We start from the raw sequence: 18473 nt of genomic DNA, 5'->3' as shown, positions 1-18473 counted from the left end.
GAGCATGGGCATTTGGAATAGGCTATTCCTTTGTGGAATAATAGCGCTTGGTGAAAAGCAGAAAATCCTTGTAGGGCGCGTTGTTCTCGGTGCCCTTGCGTTGGATAAAATTGAACTCGCGCTTCAAGGGAAAATTCTTAATTTTCACTTCTGAGAATTCACCAGAGGCAAGCTCTTTTATCACGGCCTGGCGAGGCAAAAAGGCCAGGCAATTATCGACGCGGACGAAGTTTTTGAGGGCCTCGGTGCCACCCAGGCGCACGCGCACGGGCAAAGCAGCCAGCTTGATGCGGTGGCGGGCGAGGGCTTCTTCCAGCACGGCCAGGGTGCCGGAGCCGGCTTCGCGCAAGGCCAGCGGCGTGGTGAGCAAGTCCCTGACTTCAAGGGTGCGGGCTTCGAGGGGGTTGTTGGCGGCGCACACGGCTACTACGTCGTCGGTGAGCAAGGGGGTGTAGGTGACATTGCTCACTTTGTGAATGCCTTCGATAATACCTAGCTCAATCTCATGGTCGAGCAGGGCGCGCAGAATGTTGTCGGAATTGCGGTTTTTGAGGCTCAGCTGGCGGTTGGGGTGGCGGCGCAGATAGGCCGAAACCACGGGTGGCAGCACATAGAGCGAGATGGTGGTGCTGGCCCCGATAACCAAGTGCAGAGACGGCTCGAACTCCGTGCTCAGCGCGTTCATTTCCTGGTGCAACTCCTGCTGCAGCTGCTTGGCTTCGAGCAGCTTTTGGTAAAGCTTCAGGCCCGCGGGCGTGAGCTGGATGCTGCTGCCCAAGCGCTCAAACAAGCCGGTTTTGTAGTGCTCTTCCAAGGCTTTCACCTGCTTGCTCACGGCCGACTGGCTGATGAACAGCGCCTGACTGGCTTTGGTGAAGCTGAGGCGTTGGGCTACTTCTAAGAAGACTTCGTGCGGGTGGGAGAGCAAGAGGGGTTGGGGTTGGAATTTTTTTGGGAATCCGAGGTTCGGTCGTGCTGAGCGCAGTTGGACTGCAGGGCGGCGTAGCCAAGCATTACAAAATCTAAACATGCTCCACAATCTGTCATCCTGAGCTTGCGAAGGACCTTATCACAAAAGAAAGGTTGTAGTGATTTGAAACGGCGCGAACGTGATAAGGTCCTTCGCAAGCTCAGGATGACAGGTAGTGAACAGCCGTCTGTCAGGTGGTAAATAATTAGATGTAGAAAATATTTAAGGCAAAGTATAAAAGCGACGACGAAGCCCTGGTTGAACTTGGCTTTCAAAGTCATTTTATAACCCCAGCAGCGCCCCGTACACGCCGTCGACTACCCGGGCCATGCGCGGGAAATCCAGCGTGTCGATGGTATCGGTTTTCTGGTGATAGTGGGGGTTGCGAAGGAACGAGGTATCGTTAATCATGACGGCATCGTAGCCGTAGCGCCAGTAGTTGCGGTGGTCGGAGAGGCCGGCGAGGCCCATGCTTTCGGGCAGGTTGATGCGCTGCACGTCGAGCGAGCCGGCGTGGGGCTTCATCAGCTGCTGCACCCGCTGCGTGAAAGCTTCCTGGCCGGATTTCCCCACTACCACAATGAAATTGCCGGTGCTGGGGTAGAGTTTGGCCAGGGCTTCGTTGGGGAAGCTTTGCGAGCCGGGCTTGTCGCTGAAGTAGCCTATCATTTCGTAGCAGAGCATGGCGCGCACTTTTATTTTACTGGCGTACAAGGCCTTGGCGTGCACGGCGCTGCCCATGTGCTCGGTGGCGAAGTAGGGCGGCTCCTCGTTGGGGTAGGCCACGAAGTCGATGCGGTGCTTGAGCGTCGGGTGGTTCAGGTGCAGGAGGCGGGCGGTTTCGAGGAGGCCGGCCACGGCGCTGGCGTTGTCGTCGGCGCCGGGCTGGTCGCCGCACACATCATAGTGCGCGCCTACGATGATGCGCTCGGCCTCGGGCGGGCCGAAGGAAGCGATGATGTTGCGGTAGCGTCGGCCATCAGCGGTGAAAGGCTGCTCCGAGACGTTGCCGCTTAGCTTCTCAAAGCAGCCTTTGATGTAGTCGGCGGCTTTGTTGAGCGACTGCAGATTGTGGCAGTTGCGGGCCGGGTGTAGGTTGGTGAGAAAAGTGACGTCGGCGTGGAGGCGGGACTGGTCGGCGGGCATGAGGCAGATGGTTGGTGGGATGGGAAACTATACGGGTGTAAAGGCGGGTGGTGGGTTGGTTGAGCTTATAAAATGGGGGTTAATTCACGCATGGAGACCTCACTCCCGGCCCCGGTAGGGCCGGAAGTGAGGTTACTGGGACAAAGTTTCCAGCACCAATAAACCCTGTAATATATCTACCTTCCCGTGACCTTACCCTTCTGCTTTTATGCACCCCTCTTTTCTGCATCGCCTATCCCTCCTGCTGCTGTTTCTGACGCTGCTGGCCGCCACTTCGTGCTCTAAAAAATCGGCCCAGGAGCAGGCTGCCACCGAGCAAACCGATGGCGAGGAAATTGACCCTTACTCCAACCTGGTTTTCACCTTCGACGAAGCCGTGGTGGCCGATGCCCAGCTCAACCGCTGGGACACCACGCAATTCGTGCGATTCACCCCGGCCGTGCGCGGTAAGTTCAAGTGGACCAGCGACCGGGAACTGACCTTCTCGCCACTGGAGCCCTTCCGGCCCAGCACTGTATTTAATGCCGCGCTGCAAACCGAAAACATGCCCAGCGGCAAGCAAAAGCTGGAATTAAACCGCAAGCGCTTCCACACGCCCTACCTGAGCATGGCCACGCCGCAGGTGTTCTACGGCCGCTCGACCAAAGCCGCGGGAACCGCCGAGCTGCGTGCCAACCTGGTATTCAACTACCCCGTGCGGCCAGCCGACTTACGCCCGCTGCTGCGCGTGAGCCAGGACGGCAAGCCGGTAGCCGTGCAGCTCATTACGGCCGAGCCGGACAAAATTTTAGGCATCAGCTTCACGCAGGACGTGAAGCCCGGCGCGGCCCTGACCGTGGAAGTAGCGCCCGGCCTAGTGCCCGCCGTGGGCGGCAAGGGCACAACCAAGCCGCTCACAGCGCAACTGGAAGTGCCCGAGCCCCAAGTTCTGGAAGTGCGCGAGCTGGTGGGCACGCTGGTGAACGGTGAGGCCGTGGTGACGGTGCTCACCAACCAACCGGTAGCCGTGAATGAGATTCAAACGGCGCTGAAGGTGTCGCCCAGCGCGCCGTTTTCCATTGAAGCGCTGGAAAGCGGCTTTGCGCTGAAAGGGAATTTCGTGGTGGGCAAAACCTACCAGGTGACCCTGGCGGCCGGTGCCCGCGGCATGCTGGGCGGACAGCTGTTTGATGCCTACAGCCAGTCGGTTTCCTTCGCGGCCGAGCGGCCCAGCATCAGCTTTGCCAGCGGCGATAAGGCCATGTACCTAGATGCGTTGGGCACGCGCAACTTGGGCTTGCGCATCAACGAGGTGGGTAAGGTGAAGGTGACCATTGCGAAGGTGTATGCCAATAATATTCAGCAATTGCTGCGCGGCGAGGCTAATTACGGGTACCCTGGCTACGATGGCGACAACGGCGAAGAGATGGCCGAGGATGGCAACCGCGACGAAGACGGCGAGTACATCGACCGCAGCTTCCGCTACTACGAGACTGAGAATATCGGCAACGTCATTTCGGAACGCACCATTTCGGTAACGGGCCTGCCCAAGTCCGGCGGCTTGCGGCTGCTGAATCTCGACCTCAAAGACCTCGAATTTCAGGGCGCGATGAAGGGCCTGTACGTGGTGCGCGTGCAGGACACCGAGCGCCAATGGCTGCAAGTGAGCAAGCTGGTAGCCGTGACCGACGTGGGCTTGATTGTGAAGCAGGGCGCCACGGGCGGCACGCTGGTTTTTGCCAATTCCATTCGCACGGCCCAACCGCTGAGCGGCGTGACGGTGAACCTGGTAAGCAGCAATAACCAGGTAATCGGCACGGTAACAACCGACGGCTCCGGCGTGGCCGCGTTCGACTCGGCCGCCAGCATGAAGCGCTTCAAGCTGGGCATGGTGACGGCCGTAAAAGAAGCCGACTTCACCTTCCTCGATTTGAGCAACAGCCGGGTCGAAACCTCCCGCTTCGAAGTAGGCGGCCTGACCAGCAACGCGGCCCGCTACCAGGCCTTCCTCTACGGCGACCGCAACCTCTACCGCCCCGGCGACACCGTGCGCACCAACACCGTGGTCCGCACCGAAGACTGGCAAACGCCGCCAGCCAACCTCCCCGTGAAAATCCGCCTGCTGCTGCCCACCGGCAAGGAATACAGCAGCCTGCGCAAAGCTCTGACGCCGGCCGGCTCCTTCGAAAGCAGCTTCATTCTGCCGCCTTCGGTGATGACCGGCCGTTACACCATGGAAGTGCTGACCGGCAACGACGTGCTGCTGACTTCGCGCCAAATCAGCGTGGAAGAATTCATCCCCGACCGCCTGAAAGTGAGCGTGAGCGCCGCGCCCACCGTGCTGAAGCCCGGCCAAACGGTAACGGCCACCATCAACGCCCAAAACCTGTTCGGCCCGCCCGCCGCCGACCGGAAATTTGAAGTCGAATTTTCGCTGAAAGAGAAGACCTTCCAGCCCAAGAAATTCCCCGACTACTCTTTCGAAATCAACAGCGGCGAGCGGCGCAAAACCACTGCCCGCAACGACGGCGAAACGACCACCACGCCCACTTCGCGCTTCGAAAAAACCATGCGCGAGGGCGTGACCGATGCCGCCGGCCAGGCCACCGCCACTTTCGCCGTGCCCGAAGTGCGCGACCTGGGCACGCTGGAAGGCGTGGCCTTCGCCACGGTGTTCGACGAAACCGGCCGGCCCGTGAACCGCCTCGCCACCTTTGACGTGCAAACCCAGGCCACCATGTTCGGCATCCAGAAAATGCCCGAGCTGCTGAGCACGCGCCAGGCCGCCACCGTGCGCCTGCTGGCCCTCACGCCGCAGGGCCAGCCCACCAGCGCGCCGGCCCAGGTGAAGCTGGTGCGCCTGCTCTGGGAAACCGTGCTCGAGCGCCAGGGCGGCCGCTATGTCTACAATTCGCAGCAGCGCGAGCAAACGATAGTGACCCGCACGCAGGCCGTGGGCAACGGCACGCCGTTCAGCTTCACGCCCCTGAACTCGGGCGAATACGAGGTGCGCATCAGTCGGCCCGGCGCCGTGAGCTACGTGGCGCAGCGCTTCTACGCCTATGGCTACGGCGACACCCAGGCCAATTCCTTCGAAGTGAACAACGAGGGCGAGGTGACCATCGAGGCCGACAAAGCCAAGTACGAGCCCGGCGAAACCGCCAACCTGCTCCTGAAAACGCCCTTCGCCGGCCGCGTACTCGTAACCGTGGAGCGGGGCCGCGTGCTCGACCATTTCTACGTGACCACCGACCAGAAATCGGCGCAGGTCAAAATCCCTATCAAGGCCGAGCACGTGCCCAACGTGTACGTGACGGCCACGGCCATCCGCGCCATTAGCGACAACCGCCTGCCGCTCACCGTGGCCCGCGGCTTCGTGCCGCTCACGGTGGAAAAGCCCGGCGCCCGCCTCGCGGTGGCCATTGCCGCGCCCGCCGCCAGCCGCTCGCAGACGTTTCAGACGGTGGAAATCACCACCGCGCCGCGCGCCCAGGTCACGCTGGCCGTGGTGGACGAAGGCATTCTGCAAATCAAAAACTACCTCACGCCCGACCCCTACGGCTACTTCTACCAGAAGCGCGCCCTGGAGGTATCGGCCTTCGACATGTACCCATTCCTGCTGCCTGAGCTGGGCACCAGCAGCAGTGGAGGCGACGCCGCCGACCTGCGCCGCCGCACCAACCCCATCCCCAACCGCCGCGTGAAGCTGGTGGCCAAATGGAGCGGCGTCCTCACCGCCGATGCCGACGGCAAAGTGCGCTACAAGGTGCGCGTGCCGCAGTTTTCGGGCGCGCTGCGCATCATGGCTGTGGCTTATAAGGACGATGCTTTCGGCAGCGCCGAGCACACGATGAAGGTGGCCGACCCGGTAGTGATTTCGACAGCGCTGCCGCGGTTCGTCAGCCCTGGCGATACTATTGATGTTCCTGTAACTCTGACGAACACGACAGGTCATGATATGTACATCGCAACCCGCTTACAGATAATTAGGTCTGGGCAACCCGCTAAGGATTTAGCAGTTATGAGTAACAATCTTGATGAGGACAGTGAATTCGAGGAGCCCCTAGCTCCGAAAATTCTTGTTGATGCCAATTCAGAGGCGCGCAGAGTTTATCGCGTTCGATTTAGAAGAAGCATAGGGACTGTTAGCCTTCGGATAATTGCTAAAAGCTCGGCAGTTCATTCTAATGATAAACAAGAGAATTTCACAGAAACCATCGAACTCCCAATCCGCCCCGCCTCCTCGCTTGAAAAGCGTACCGGCAGCGGCGTGCTGGCCGGCGGCGCCTCGCTACCGCTCAACCTGAAAACCGACTTCCTGACCGCCTCGCTCACCAGCCGGCTGGTCATTAGCCGCTCGCCGCTCACGGAGTTCAGCAAGGACTTGCGCTACCTGCTGCAGTACCCCTACGGCTGCCTGGAGCAAACCGTGTCGGCTGCCTTCCCGCAGCTGTACTACGCCGATTTGGCGGCCACTTTGCAGCAGAAGACTGGCGGCGGGGCCAAAAATCAGCGCTACAACCCCAACTACCACGTGCAGGAGGCCATCCGCAAGATTGAGGCGATGCAGCTCTACAACGGCAGCCTCAGCTACTGGCCCGGCGGCGACTACGACAACTGGTGGGCCACGGCCTACGCCGCCCACTTTCTGCAGGAAGCCCAGCGGGCCGGCTTCGCCGTGAACAAGTCGGTGCTCGACAAAACCCTGCGCTACCTGCAGTTCCGCCTCAAAAAGCGCGAAACCGAACCCTATCAATACTTCGACATCAACAACCTGGCCCGCGAAAAAACCATCGCCAGCAAGGAAATTGCTTACTCGCTCTACGTGCTGGCCCTGGCCGGCCGCCAGGATGCCGTGGCCCTGAACTACTACAAAGCCAACCGCCAGCTGCTTGCCGAAGACTCCAAATTTCTACTGGCCTGCACCCACGCCCTGCTCGGCAACCAGCGCCAGTTCCGGGCCCTGTTGCCCACCAAGTTCGGCGGCGAAACCGCAGCCAAGCGCGCGCTGGATGGCTCGTTCTACTCCCCCATCCGCGACCAGGGCCTCGTACTAAACGCCCTGCTCGAAACCGACCCCAACAACCCGCTGGTTACGAGCCTGGCCCGGCAGCTTAGCCGCCAGGTTCGCAATGCCGGCTGGCTCAGCACCCAGGAGCGCGCCTTCGCCCTGCTGGCTTTGGGCAAAATCGCCAAGCGCGACGCCCGCAGCACCGCCACGGCCACCGTTTCGGCCGATGGCAAAGCCCTCGGCAGCTTCACCGGCAAGGATTTAACCATACCCAACGTGGCCAACCGCGCGCTAAGTTTGCGCGCCACCGGCAGCGGCAACCTCTACTATTTCTGGGAAACCGAAGGCATTTCGGCCAGCGGCAAGGTGAAGGAAGAAGACAGCTACCTGAAAGTGCGCCGCCAGTTCCTGAACCGCGCCGGCCAGCCCCTGGGCACGCCCACCTTCCGCCAGAATGATTTGGTGGTTGTTAAAATCACCATCGAAGCCGGCGACGCGGCCGGCACCGTGAAGAACGTAGCCATCACCGACCTGCTGCCCGCCGGCCTGGAAATCGAAAACGCCCGCCTCGGCGCCGTGCGCGAGCTGGACTGGGCCAAGGACGCCGCCACGCCCGATTACCTCGACGTGCGCGACGACCGGATAAACTTCTTCACCACCGCTACGGGCCAGCCGAAGACGTTTTACTACCTGGCGCGGGCCGTGAGCAAGGGTACGTTCAAGCTGGGTCCGGTGAGTGCCGATGCGATGTATAATGCCGAGTACCATTCCTACAATGGTGCAGGAGTAGTGCGTGTGCGGTAGAGACGCGTATTCGCGTCTCGTCGTTGAACAATTGCGTTTAAACACATCATTTTAGGAACGGCGGGTTACCTGTCGTTCAACGACGAGACGCGAATACGCGTCTCTACAAAACATATGCAAAGCGACACGTTTGATAACCGATTTCGGATTAGCTCGGCTCGGTGGGCTGGCTACGATTATAGCCAAAGCGGTGTGTATTTTGTGACGGTTTGCACTGGTAACCGGGCGCGGTATTTCGGCGAAATCATTCTGACAACCGGTGATAGGGATAGTGCTGAACTGCTGCCTACCGCGCAAGCGGCCATCGCCGAGACCTGTTGGCTGGAAATCCCTACCCGGTTTCCGTTTGTCTCGCTTGATGCATTTATGCTGATGCCCGACCATCTGCACGGATTGCTGATTTTCGATAAAGTTGTTGAACAACCTCCGGCATTAACTTATCAGAATGCATTCGGGCCGCAACATGATAACCTGGCCGCAGTAATACGCGGGTTTAAAGCGGGCGTTAGCGCCTTAACCAAACGCCAAGGGCTAGCGTTTGGCTGGCAGAGCCGGTACCACGACCGTGTGGTACGCAATGATGCTGAACTCAAGAAAATACAGCAGTACATCGCCTGCAATCCGGCCAGGTGGAAACACGAGCAATTCAGTGAAGAAGGTCTCCTACGCTGATTTTTAGAAGGATGTAGAGACGCATACTTGCGTCTTGTCGTTGAACGGTTGTCGGTAATACGGCGTGTTACCAATCTTTCAACGATGAGACGCAAGTATGCGTCTCTACACAAAAAAGGGCCTGCTCCATTCGGAGCAGGCCCTTTTTCAATCAAACCAAATCAGCAATGCTTACTGCACTACCAAGCGCTTGGTAGTTACCGTCTCGCCGGTTTTCACTTTGAAGAGGTAAGTACCGCTGGCCAATTTGGCGGCGTCGAACTTCACGTGATGCAGGCCAGCAGCTTCGGTGCCTACAACCAGCGTCTGCACTTTGGCGCCCATGGTGTTGAATACTTCCACGCTCACGGGGCCGTCTTGGGCCAGGGCGTAGCTGATGGTGGTGCTGCCGGTGAAGGGGTTCGGGTAAGCCGATACGGCCTGGCTGGCCGTGGTTGCGTCGCCCATGCGAGCGGCCTGGGTGGCGGGCTGCGTCTGGGCGTTGTACTGCTGGAAGGTGCGGGTCACGATGACTGCAAAATCAGCGCGGGTGACGGCCTGGGCGGGCTTGAACGTCGCTTTGATAACCGGCTGCAAATCGTAGGGACCCTGCGTGATGCTGTAGTACGCATTGATGAGGTTGAGCTCCAGCGCCACGCTCACGTAGCCTTCCAGGCCAGCGGGGATTTTATCAGCATCATCCACGGTCACGGTCTGGCTATTTACGCTTACTGTTACAGGCTTGCCGGTGCGGGCCAAGGCCTGCTGCTGGAATCCCAGACTCTGCACCAGGGAGTAAGCCAGGGAGGCGCGATTCACGGTAGCGCCGGGCGAGAACTTGCCGGTGGCGGTGGGCAGCATCACGCCGTTGTTGGCGTGGAACCGGTCGCGCTGGGCGGCACCGCGGGCGGCTACCGACTCGGTCAACAGAATGTCGCTCACCGTGGAAACATCGGTGAAGGTGCGGGCGCCGGTAGTGGGCAGAAACTGGCGGATGCCCTGGCCCATGAGCAGGTAGTCGGCCAGCTGAATGCGAGTGAGCGCAGCGTTGGGCTGGAAGCCGGTGCTCAAACCATCGACTAGGCGGTTGGTCACGGCCATTTTAATGGCAGCTTCGGCGGGGTGACCCACGATGTCGGTCAGGTTGGTGGTGCCGCTGGGGGTGAGCAGAGTGATGTTGCCGGTCACGGTTTCGGGAGCGGCCACGCCGCGCAGGCCTTCCACAGATACCGTCCAGGTGCCGGCTACTGGCGAGGCCACGGCCACGCTGCGGTCGGTGCTGAGGGTGAAGGTGACGGGAGTGCCCGAGGTGTAGCGCACACCGTTGGGGTCAATCAGGGCCAGGTTGGTTGGGTTGCCGGTTTCGCCCAGCACACCGCGGGATGAAATCTTCACTTCCAGGCTATTGGTGCCGGGGTTTACGGGGAAGGTAAACTGGTTGGTAGCCGTGGTGGCGGGGTTGAAATTGACGGTGAACGGCGTGCTGGTGCTCTGCGAATTCACGCTGCTGTTGAAAACGCGGGTGGCATTCACGCTCGAACCAAAGAGGGACGAACGGAAGGCGTGGTCGACGGCGGCGTAGGCATTCACGTAGCCAGCGCCTACTTCCCACGACTCGTGGCCGGGCATGTTGGTGGCAGTTTTCATCAGCAGGTCTTTCACCTGGGCAGGGTTCAGCGTCGGCTTAGCTTCCAGCATCAGAGCAATTACACCGGCCACGTGCGGCGTTGCCATTGAGGTGCCGCTGCTGTGGGTGTAGAACGGAATTTCACCGGGCTGCAGCAGCTCTGCGTCCTGCTGAGCGCCGAGCGACGACACCGGAGCAATAGCGCGGGTCGATACCACGTCGACGCCGGGGGCCACAATCACGGGCTCGTTTTTGAAGGTCCAGGTCTCGCCGTCCATCACAAACGTGCCCTGCTCGCCCCGCACACCGCGGGAGGAGAAGTCGGCCAGCAGGCCGTTGCGGTCGCCGGCGCCCACCGAAATGGTCCAGGGGGCAATGGCGTAGGGGTTGTGGGTATCGGCGCCGGGACCTTCGTTGCCGGCGGCAAATACCACCACCATGCCGCGGTCGTAGCACTTTTTGGTGGCTATGTTCAGTGGGTCGTTCGGGTTGAAGTCGCCGCTGCTGCCGAAGGAGTTGCTGATGACGCGGATGTTGTACTGGAACTGGTGCGTGAGGGCGTAGTCGAAGCCACCAATGGCGTCGAGCACGAGCAGCGCGCCACCCGAGCCGTAGCCAAGCAGCGAAGCGCCGGGCGCCACGCCCTCGTATTTGCCAGCCGAGCGTGAGCCGCTGCCGCCTACCGTGCCAGCGCAGTGGGTGCCGTGGCCCGAGTTGGTGTCGGTGTTCGGCACACCCTCAATCCACGTCACGGGCAGCAGAGCACTCAGCGAGTTGAGGTTGGTGGAGCCCAGCGTGTTCTGCACCAGGTGCGGGCCGAATTTGAGGTCTTCGTGAGTGCCGTCGACGCCGCTGTCGTTGATGAGCACGCCCACGCCTTTGCCCGAAACGGGGATGCCGCCGTTGCGGGCGGTGGTTTGGGCATCGGTGCGCAGGCGCTTCACACCGGTCAGGTTGGTGTCGTCGAAGTTGTAGTAGTCCAGCTTCTTGTTGATGTAGAGCGACCGCACTTCGGGGTTGCGCGCCAGGGCATCGACCTGCGCGGCCGTGGCCACCACGCCCGCTACCGGCAGGGCCTGCATCGTGATGCCGCGCAAAATGCCTAGCTGCCGCAGCAGGCCTACTTGAGTAAGCCGTGGGGCGCCTGTGCCTTTGAAAGTGACAATGACTTGGGCGGTGGGGCTGGTGGCGAAGGCGGCACGGAGAGCAGGGTCAACCGTGGCCTGGCCAAACGCAGTGCTGGCCTCGAACCCCACCAAAAGGAGGGCGGCGATAAAAGCTTTTTTCATGTAGATGTTGAGAATATGAGAAGGGGTTTGTGAAAAAATGTGGCCGTTTGAGCAACTCTACTTGCGTTGTGTAGGGCTGCTCAGCATCGGACCAAGCTGGCCTTAAAAATCACCAGATGGCCTACCTACTGGCCACGGGATATTTACGGAATGAGATTCGCAGTCGGATTTGCCTTTTCGAGGTAAATTTTTCAAAAAATCCCTTTATCATTAAAAATATTTAGTTTTTGTGCCGATAATTTTAAAGTTGTTTAACATTTAGGCACCTCTTTCTAAACGATTGATATTCTAATTTTACTATTCAGCGGACTTAAGAAAACGTCGCTGATTAATTATCAAGTAGCCATGGCCTACTCCAATTGCTTGGCTGGTCTAGCTCGTTGTTTCAACTGTGGCATTCGTCCTATAGACATTCTCTGAACATCCACTTGAGCGATGCAGAATCTGCTTGAAAAATGGGGGCCACAATCGCCGCTTTTTACAAGCTGCGAACGGATATCTTTGACTATGAATCGGTGGCAAGCGTTTCGATTTGCAGGTGCGGTACTCTTGCTCCTACTTGGGCTTTTCGGGCTGGACCTAGTTTTTCCGCTGCCGCGCGCCCCACTCTACTCGCCGGTGGTGCTGGCGGCCGATGGCAGCGTGCTTCACGCCTACCTCAACCCCACCCAGAAGTGGCGCATGAAAACCGAGTTGGCCGAAATAACGCCAGCTTTGCAGCAGGCCATTATTAACAAGGAAGACCGGTATTTTCGGTATCACTTCGGGGTGAACCCACTGGCCATTTTGCAGGCGGCAGGCCGGAATGTCTTCCGCACAGGCCGCACCACGGGGGCCAGCACCATCACCATGCAGGTGGCCCGGCTGCTAGAGCCCAAGGAGCGCACTTTCGGTAATAAGCTGCTCGAAATGGTGCGCGCCACGCAGTTGGAAGCTCACTACAGCAAAGCTGAAATCCTGCAGCTCTATCTCAACCTGGTGCCCTACGGCGGCAACATAGAGGGGGTGAAATCAGCGGCCATGCTCTATTTTCAGCAGCCACCCGACTACCTCTCACTGGCCCAGACGGTGACCCTGGCCATCATCCCCAACCAGCCTCGCGTGCTGGTACTGGGCAAAAACAACGCGCAGATTCTGGCCGAGCGCAACCGCTGGCTGCGGCAGTTTCAGCAGCAAGGCTTGTTTCCGGACCAAGACATTGAGGATGCGCTGCACGAGCCGCTGGACGTACAGCGCCACGCGGCCCCAGTACTGGCCCCGCACTTGGCGCGGCGCCTCGTGACGCAGTTTCCCGGTCAAGCCATCATTCATTCCACGCTGCAGCGCGGCCCGCAATCCAAGGCCGAAGACCTCACCAAAAACTACGTGCGCCGCCTGCATGAGCTGGGCATCACTCAAGCCGCCGTGCTGGTGCTAAACAACCGCACCCGTGCCGTGGAAGCCTACGTGGGCTCCGCCGATTTTCAGGACGCCGCCAGCGCCGGACAGGTGGATGGGGTGCGGGCCATCCGCTCGCCGGGCAGCACGCTCAAGCCCTTTCTATACGCCCTGGCGCTGGACCGCGGCCTCGTGACGCCGAAGCTCAAGCTACCCGATGTGCCTTCCAACTTCAGCGGCTTTCGGCCCGAGAACTTCGATAAGAACTTCAGCGGCGAAGTGACGGTGGAGCGGGCGCTGACGTATTCGCTCAACATTCCGGCGGTGCGCGTGCTGAGCGAGATGGGTGTGGGCACGTTTACCGAGAAGCTGCGCGATGCCGGCTTTCAGCGGGTGGCGCACGATGCGCCCCGTCTGGGGCTTAGCACCATTTTGGGCGGTTGCGGGGCCACGCTGGAGGAACTAACGGCGCTGTATGCGGCACTAGCGGACAAAGGGCGGTACCGCGCGGTGCGGTTGACCTCACCCCCCGGCCCCCTCTCCCGCGGAGAGGGGGAGCCTAACGATTCAGCTCCGCGCCGCCGTGGCTCCCCCTCTCCACGGGAGAGGGGGCCGGGGGGTGAGGTTACGGCGGGAGGTGAAGTGCCAGGCGTCCCCCTCATCTCCCCCGCCGCCGCCTTCCTCATCACCGACATCCTCGCCCAGCACACCCGCCCCGACCTGCCCCTGGGCTACCAAGGCAGCACGCGCCTGCCCAAAATTGCCTGGAAAACCGGCACCAGCTACGGCCGCCGCGACGCCTGGAGCATCGGCTACAACCAGGACTACACCGTGGGCGTGTGGGTGGGCAACTTCAGCGGCGCGGGCAGCCCGGCCCTCACTGGCACCGACATTGCCACTCCCCTGCTCTTCGACTTATTTAACGCCCTGGCCTACAACTCGCCGAATAACTGGGCCACCACGCCGGCCAGCCTCGACTTCCGGCTGGTGTGCGCCGAAAGCGGGCTAGTGCCCGGCGAGCATTGCGCCAACCAGCTCATTGATTACTACCTGCCCGGCACGTCCAGCGCCCGGCGCTGCGAGCACCAGCGCGAAGCCCTGGTATCGGCCGATGGCGCCGTGTCGTACTGCCGGGCCTGCGTACCGGCCAGCGGCTTTCGGCGCCAGCTCTACCCTAACCCGCTGCCCGAAGTGCTGGCGTTTCGTGAGTCGCAGGGCCTGCCCGCCACGCGCCTGCCGGCCCACAACACTGACTGCCGCCTCGTGCGCAACGCCGACGACACCGGTGCGGCGCTGGCCATTACCTCGCCCCTGGCTAATGCCGAATACCTGCTCAACCGCCACGAAAAGCAGCAATTGCTGCTGAGTTGCGCGGCCGGCAGCGAGGTACGCCAGGTGTTTTGGTACGTAAACGACCAATTCCTGCGGGCCGCTGCCGCAACGGAGCGGGTATTCTTCCGGCCCCCGAGCGGAAACGTGAAAATCTCCTGCGCCGACGACCACGGCCGCAACGTGGACATTCAGCTGCAGGTGGCGGATATGTAAGGGGTACCGGCCACTACTCGTGCCGGTTACTTGCCCTCAAAAAAGCTGGCGGGTACTCCGGATACGCCCGGCTCGACGACAAACAAGTTGCCGCTGAGCGGAAACTCCCTCATCTGCTCCTCGCTCAGCCCTTGACGGGCGGTGGTGATATAGAGTGTCCGTAAATCGGGCCCACCGAAGGCGCAGGACGACGTGTGGGGCGCCGGCACGTCGATGGACTGCAGGAGCGCGCCGGTGCTAGGGTCGAACCGCTGAATGGTGCCGCTGCCCCACACGGCCACCCACAGCTTGCCTTCCGCGTCGATGGTCATGCCGTCGGGCACGCCGGCGGCTTTGTCGAAATGCACGATGACGCGCCCGTTTTCAATGTTTCCCGATGCGTTGTCGTAGTCGAAAGCTCGCACGGCGCAGGTGTGCGAGTCGACGTAGTACATGGTGCGCTGGTCCAGCGACCACACAATGCCGTTGGAGTTGGTGACTTCGCGCAGCATGACGTGGAGGCTACCGTCGGGGTCGAAGCGGTAGAGCGCGCCCGCGTGGGGCCGCTCGTGCAGGTCGAAGGTGCCCACCCAAAACCGTCCCGCCGGGTCGCATTTGCCGTCGTTGAAGCGCAGGCCGGGGTCGGTGAGGGGATTTTCCAGCAACGTAAGCTGACGAGTACCCAGGTCAAGCCGATGAATGCCGGTTTGCAGAGCTAGCAACACGCAGCCACGGTGCATGGGCACGACCGTGCCCACCCGCGCACCGGTAGTATACACAACGTCCTGCTGGGTAGCCGGGTCGAAACTGTGAAAGGCCCGGCCCTCAATATCAACCCAATACAATTGCTGAGACTCCGGGTTCCAGAGGGCTCCTTCGCCTAGGGCAGCTTGCGCATGTAAGATGGACCGGGCTTCCATATGACAGTGACGTTTGGGGCGCAGCGGCTTAAGCGGCATTGTGCTTAAGCACGGCCAACTGCCCGTTGAGGGTTACTTCTACGGCGTTTTTGGTTTGAAGGGGGCATAGCCCGACTATGCCCAGCACGCCGAGGGCGGCGTGGTAATGGTTAATTAGCACGTCTTCACCAGCCAGCACAATACTGGCCGGGAGGGCCTTCAACAGGTCCTGACATTCGCTGCCAATCAGCAGGCCGCTGAGGTAAAAATAATTTTCCTGCTTGCTGGCGCGCCTGAATAAGTCGTTGGTGCGCACCAGAAAAGCATTGTGCAGCAGGTTGGCCTCCTGGCTGGCCCGCACCCCTTTTTCGAACCAGTGCCGGTTGCTGGCGTCTTGCAGTTGGCCGCCTTCCTCCACCGACGCTGCCAAAATGCTCTTCTTTGAAAAGAGTGAAAAAAGCTCGCCCGTCATGTAGGTTTTCAGTGAAACGGCCTGGCCGTGCTGCACCAGCACGTGCTTGGCGTGGGTACCCGGGTGCAGAAACAGCTGCTGCTCGGCCGTATTCTCAAAATGGCAGCCCACCAGCTGCACTTCCTCGCCCCGCATCACGTCGTCGTTGCTTTTCACGCCTGATATCAGCAGCACGGGGTGCTTAAAATCGACGGTTGCTTCAAAGGTTTTGGTTTGTAAGTCGGAGCCGTCGACGGCCATGGGCAGCGGTTTGTAAGGCAGCTCTGCCATGCCGATGGTGGAAGATGCCATGCCGGAAATGACCACCGGCACGCCCTCTAACGAAGTTTTTACCTCTTCCTGCAGCTTCTGCAGGTGTTTTTGAACAATGGCCAGGTAGAAGTCCAGCCGCTGCTCAGGTGGCTGTTTGGCTTCGTTCCAGAGCGCGGCGGTGGCCGCGTTGCCTTCCTTGGAGCTGGCCTCGGCCAGCACTGCCAGGCCCTCGCGCTTCACCAGCCGCAACCGGAAGGATGAGGTGCCCCAATCGCAGCTGAGGAAGGTGGTAATAGGGTTCATTGTGTGAAGCAAGAACGTAAACTCCCCTCCTCAGACGAGGAGGGGATGTTCGAGCCGCAGGCTCGGACGGGGGTGGTGCCACCGGAGGGAACTCGTTGAACGACTCGCTTCTGGTTTCGTTCGGGTGTCGTTCAACGAATTCCCTCCGGTGGCACCACCCCCGTTTGCGCTGGCGCGCAAACATCCCCTCCTTAAAAAAGGAGGGGAGTTTCGCCTGTCACCACTCCGCCACGCTTCCGTCAGCATTGCGCCAGATGGGATTGTGCCAGTTGTGGCCAATCGCGGCCCGGCTGAGCAGGTATTCCTCGTTTATCTCGATGCCCAGGCCGGGCCCTTCCGGGATTTTACAATAGCCTTTTTCGTAATCGAACACCGTTTTATCGGTCAGGTAATCGAGCAGGTCGTTCTCTAGGTTGTAGTGAATGCCGAGGCTTTGCTCCTGAATAAAAGCATTGTGGCAGGTAGCATCTACCTGCAGGCAGGCGGCCAGCGCTATTGGTCCCAGCGGGCAGTGCGGGGCGGCGGCCACATCGAAGGCCTCGGCCATGGAGATGATTTTCTTGCACTCGGTGATGCCGCCGGCGTGCGAGAGGTCGGGCTGAATGATGTCGACGTAGCCATCCATCAGGATTTGCTTGAAGTCCCAGCGCGAAAACATGCGCTCGCCGGTGGCAATGGGAATGGAGCAGTGGTTGGCGATGTCGCGCAGGGCCTCGTTGTTCTGCGGCAGCACGGGCTCCTCAATGAACATGGGCCGGAAAGCTTCCAGCTCCTTGGCCAGCACCTTGGCCATGGGCTTGTGCACCCGGCCGTGGAAATCGATGCCGATGCCCAGGCCGGGCCCACCGGCTTCGCGCACGGCTGCGATGCGAGCCAGCGCGAGGTCAACCTTCACGTAGGAGTCTATGTAGCTCATTTCGTCGGTGGCATTCATCTTCACGGCGGTGAAGCCTTTGGCTACCATGCTCGCGGCGGCCAGGCCCACATCGGCGGGCCGGTCGCCGCCAATCCAGGAATACACGCGCATGGTTTCCCGCACCCGGCCGCCCAGCAGCTGGTGAATGGGCGCGTTGTGGTACTTGCCTTTGATGTCCCATAGCGCCTGGTCGATGCCCGCGATGGCCGACATCAGAATCGGACCGCCGCGGTAGAATCCGCCGCGGTACATCACCTGCCAGTGGTCTTCGATGTTGAGCGGGTTCTTGCCGATGAGGTTTTCCATGAGCTCAGTTACGGCTGCCGCCACGGTGGCCGCTTTGCCCTCAATCACGGGCTCGCCCCAGCCCACGAGGCCGGCGTCGGTTTCTATTTTAAGAAACAGCCAGCGCGGTGGCACTTGGTACAAGGTGAAGCGAGTGATTTTCATGAGCTATGGTGAGATGATAGTTTAAGCACCTTGTCGTTTGTCATGGTGAGCTTGCGAAGCATCTTATCGCCGCTGAACGAATCGTGGGAGCGTGATAAGATGCTTCCTTCGTCAGCAGGACAAAGGCGGACTACTGCACGGCTTGCACAAACTGCTGAGCCTTTTCGGTGAGCTGTTTAAGGTACTCTTCCGTCACGGGCTGACTGGTGTCGACCAGCGCGCTGCCCAGACCAAAGGCCACCGCCCCGGCCTTATGAAAATCTTTGATATTTGTCAGCGACACCCCGCCCGTGGGCATAAGCGGGATAAATGGCAGCGGCCCGGCAATGTCCTTGAAATAGGTGGCGCCCACCGAAGCCGGAAACACTTTGATGATGTCGCCGCCGTGCTCATAAGCTGCCAGGATTTCGGTGGCAGTAAACGCGCCCGGAATGCTCACGGCGCCGTAGCGCTTGGTCATCCGGATGGTTTTCTTGTCGAGCGTGGGCGAGATGATGAACTTGGCGCCCGCCAGCAGGGCGGCGCGGGCGGTTTCGGCGTCGAGCACGGTGCCGGCACCAATCAGCATCTCGTCGCCCAGGGCTTCTGATAATTGCTTGATTGACTCCAACGCCCCGGGCGAGTTCAGGGTGATTTCCATGGTCCGGACGCCGCCCAGCTGCAGGGCGCGGGCAATGCGCAGCAGGTCGGCAGGGTTGGCCCCGCGGATGATGGCAACCACTTTGCTTTCGAGAATGTGGGACAGCGGGGTCATGGCTGGTAGGGAAAGAGTACGGAAGCAGGCAGACTCTCTAACAACGCAG

The 18473-nt window shown here is 60.4% G+C and carries 10 protein-coding genes; 3 read left to right on the top strand and 7 right to left on the bottom strand.

What is annotated here, in order from left to right; translation table 11 throughout:
* Positions 1–22: 22 nt before the first annotated feature.
* Both BMZ66_RS15950 and BMZ66_RS15945 read right to left on the bottom strand, forming a co-directional pair.
* Positions 23–928 (bottom strand): LysR family transcriptional regulator, encoded by a 906-nt coding sequence (locus tag BMZ66_RS15950; protein WP_092675781.1) that lies wholly within the window; start codon positions 926–928, stop codon positions 23–25.
* A 324-nt stretch (positions 929–1252) separates the two neighbouring features.
* Positions 1253–2116 (bottom strand): M28 family peptidase, encoded by an 864-nt coding sequence (locus tag BMZ66_RS15945; RefSeq protein WP_092675778.1) that lies wholly within the window; start codon positions 2114–2116, stop codon positions 1253–1255.
* 208 nt (positions 2117–2324) lie between these two features.
* Between BMZ66_RS15945 and BMZ66_RS15940 the strand changes: the two genes are divergently transcribed.
* Together BMZ66_RS15940 and BMZ66_RS15935 are read left to right on the top strand one after the other, a co-directional pair.
* Positions 2325–7910, top strand: coding sequence for an alpha-2-macroglobulin family protein (locus BMZ66_RS15940; RefSeq protein WP_092675775.1), 5586 nt, complete (start codon positions 2325–2327; stop codon positions 7908–7910).
* A gap of 114 nt (positions 7911–8024) precedes the next feature.
* A complete protein-coding gene (locus tag BMZ66_RS15935) occupies positions 8025–8582 on the top strand; it encodes a transposase (RefSeq protein ID WP_092675772.1) in 558 nt (185 codons plus the stop codon).
* A 171-nt stretch (positions 8583–8753) separates the two neighbouring features.
* On the opposite strand, the gene BMZ66_RS15930 is transcribed toward BMZ66_RS15935, so the two are convergent.
* Positions 8754–11477, bottom strand: coding sequence for a S8/S53 family peptidase (locus BMZ66_RS15930; RefSeq protein WP_092675769.1), 2724 nt, complete (start codon positions 11475–11477; stop codon positions 8754–8756).
* 549 nt (positions 11478–12026) lie between these two features.
* Here BMZ66_RS15930 and pbpC point away from each other — a divergent pair.
* On the top strand, positions 12027–14399 hold the full coding sequence (gene pbpC, locus BMZ66_RS15925) for a penicillin-binding protein 1C (protein WP_234795121.1): 2373 nt from the start codon (positions 12027–12029) through the stop codon (positions 14397–14399).
* Between the two features lie 26 nt (positions 14400–14425).
* On the opposite strand, the gene BMZ66_RS15920 is transcribed toward pbpC, so the two are convergent.
* The 4 genes from BMZ66_RS15920 to BMZ66_RS15905 all read right to left on the bottom strand — a co-directional run bounded on the left by BMZ66_RS15920 (position 14426) and on the right by BMZ66_RS15905 (position 18424).
* Positions 14426–15298 carry an SMP-30/gluconolactonase/LRE family protein gene (locus BMZ66_RS15920; protein WP_092675762.1) on the bottom strand — a complete coding sequence of 291 codons (873 nt, stop codon included), beginning with the start codon at positions 15296–15298 and terminating at the stop codon, positions 14426–14428.
* A gap of 28 nt (positions 15299–15326) precedes the next feature.
* The gene (locus tag BMZ66_RS15915; RefSeq protein WP_092675759.1) at positions 15327–16304 is read right to left on the bottom strand and encodes a 2-dehydro-3-deoxygalactonokinase; all 978 of its coding nucleotides are present in this window, start codon (positions 16302–16304) and stop codon (positions 15327–15329) included.
* A 217-nt stretch (positions 16305–16521) separates the two neighbouring features.
* Positions 16522–17670, bottom strand: coding sequence for a galactonate dehydratase (gene dgoD / locus BMZ66_RS15910; RefSeq protein WP_092675756.1), 1149 nt, complete (start codon positions 17668–17670; stop codon positions 16522–16524).
* Between the two features lie 130 nt (positions 17671–17800).
* The gene (locus BMZ66_RS15905) at positions 17801–18424 is read right to left on the bottom strand and encodes a bifunctional 4-hydroxy-2-oxoglutarate aldolase/2-dehydro-3-deoxy-phosphogluconate aldolase (protein WP_092675753.1); all 624 of its coding nucleotides are present in this window, start codon (positions 18422–18424) and stop codon (positions 17801–17803) included.
* Positions 18425–18473: the final 49 nt, after the last annotated feature.

The sequence above is a fragment of the Hymenobacter arizonensis genome, from assembly GCF_900115775.1.
Taxonomy (GTDB): Bacteria; Bacteroidota; Bacteroidia; order Cytophagales; family Hymenobacteraceae; genus Hymenobacter; species Hymenobacter arizonensis.
Note: the sequence above shows the minus strand (reverse complement) of the source record. Positions and strands in the feature narration are given on the sequence as shown.

What these genes read in the sequence shown, in the direction of transcription:
- BMZ66_RS15935 (WP_092675772.1), top strand. Translation starts at nt 8,025, where the DNA reads ATGCAAAGCGACACGTTTGATAACCGATTTCGGATTAGCTCGGCTCGG.
- BMZ66_RS15905 (WP_092675753.1), bottom strand. Translation starts at nt 18,424, where the DNA reads ATGACCCCGCTGTCCCACATTCTCGAAAGCAAAGTGGTTGCCATCATC.
- BMZ66_RS15930 (WP_092675769.1), bottom strand. Translation starts at nt 11,477, where the DNA reads ATGAAAAAAGCTTTTATCGCCGCCCTCCTTTTGGTGGGGTTCGAGGCC.
- BMZ66_RS15920 (WP_092675762.1), bottom strand. Translation starts at nt 15,298, where the DNA reads ATGGAAGCCCGGTCCATCTTACATGCGCAAGCTGCCCTAGGCGAAGGA.
- BMZ66_RS15945 (WP_092675778.1), bottom strand. Translation starts at nt 2,116, where the DNA reads ATGCCCGCCGACCAGTCCCGCCTCCACGCCGACGTCACTTTTCTCACC.
- dgoD (WP_092675756.1), bottom strand. Translation starts at nt 17,670, where the DNA reads ATGAAAATCACTCGCTTCACCTTGTACCAAGTGCCACCGCGCTGGCTG.
- BMZ66_RS15940 (WP_092675775.1), top strand. Translation starts at nt 2,325, where the DNA reads ATGCACCCCTCTTTTCTGCATCGCCTATCCCTCCTGCTGCTGTTTCTG.
- BMZ66_RS15915 (WP_092675759.1), bottom strand. Translation starts at nt 16,304, where the DNA reads ATGAACCCTATTACCACCTTCCTCAGCTGCGATTGGGGCACCTCATCC.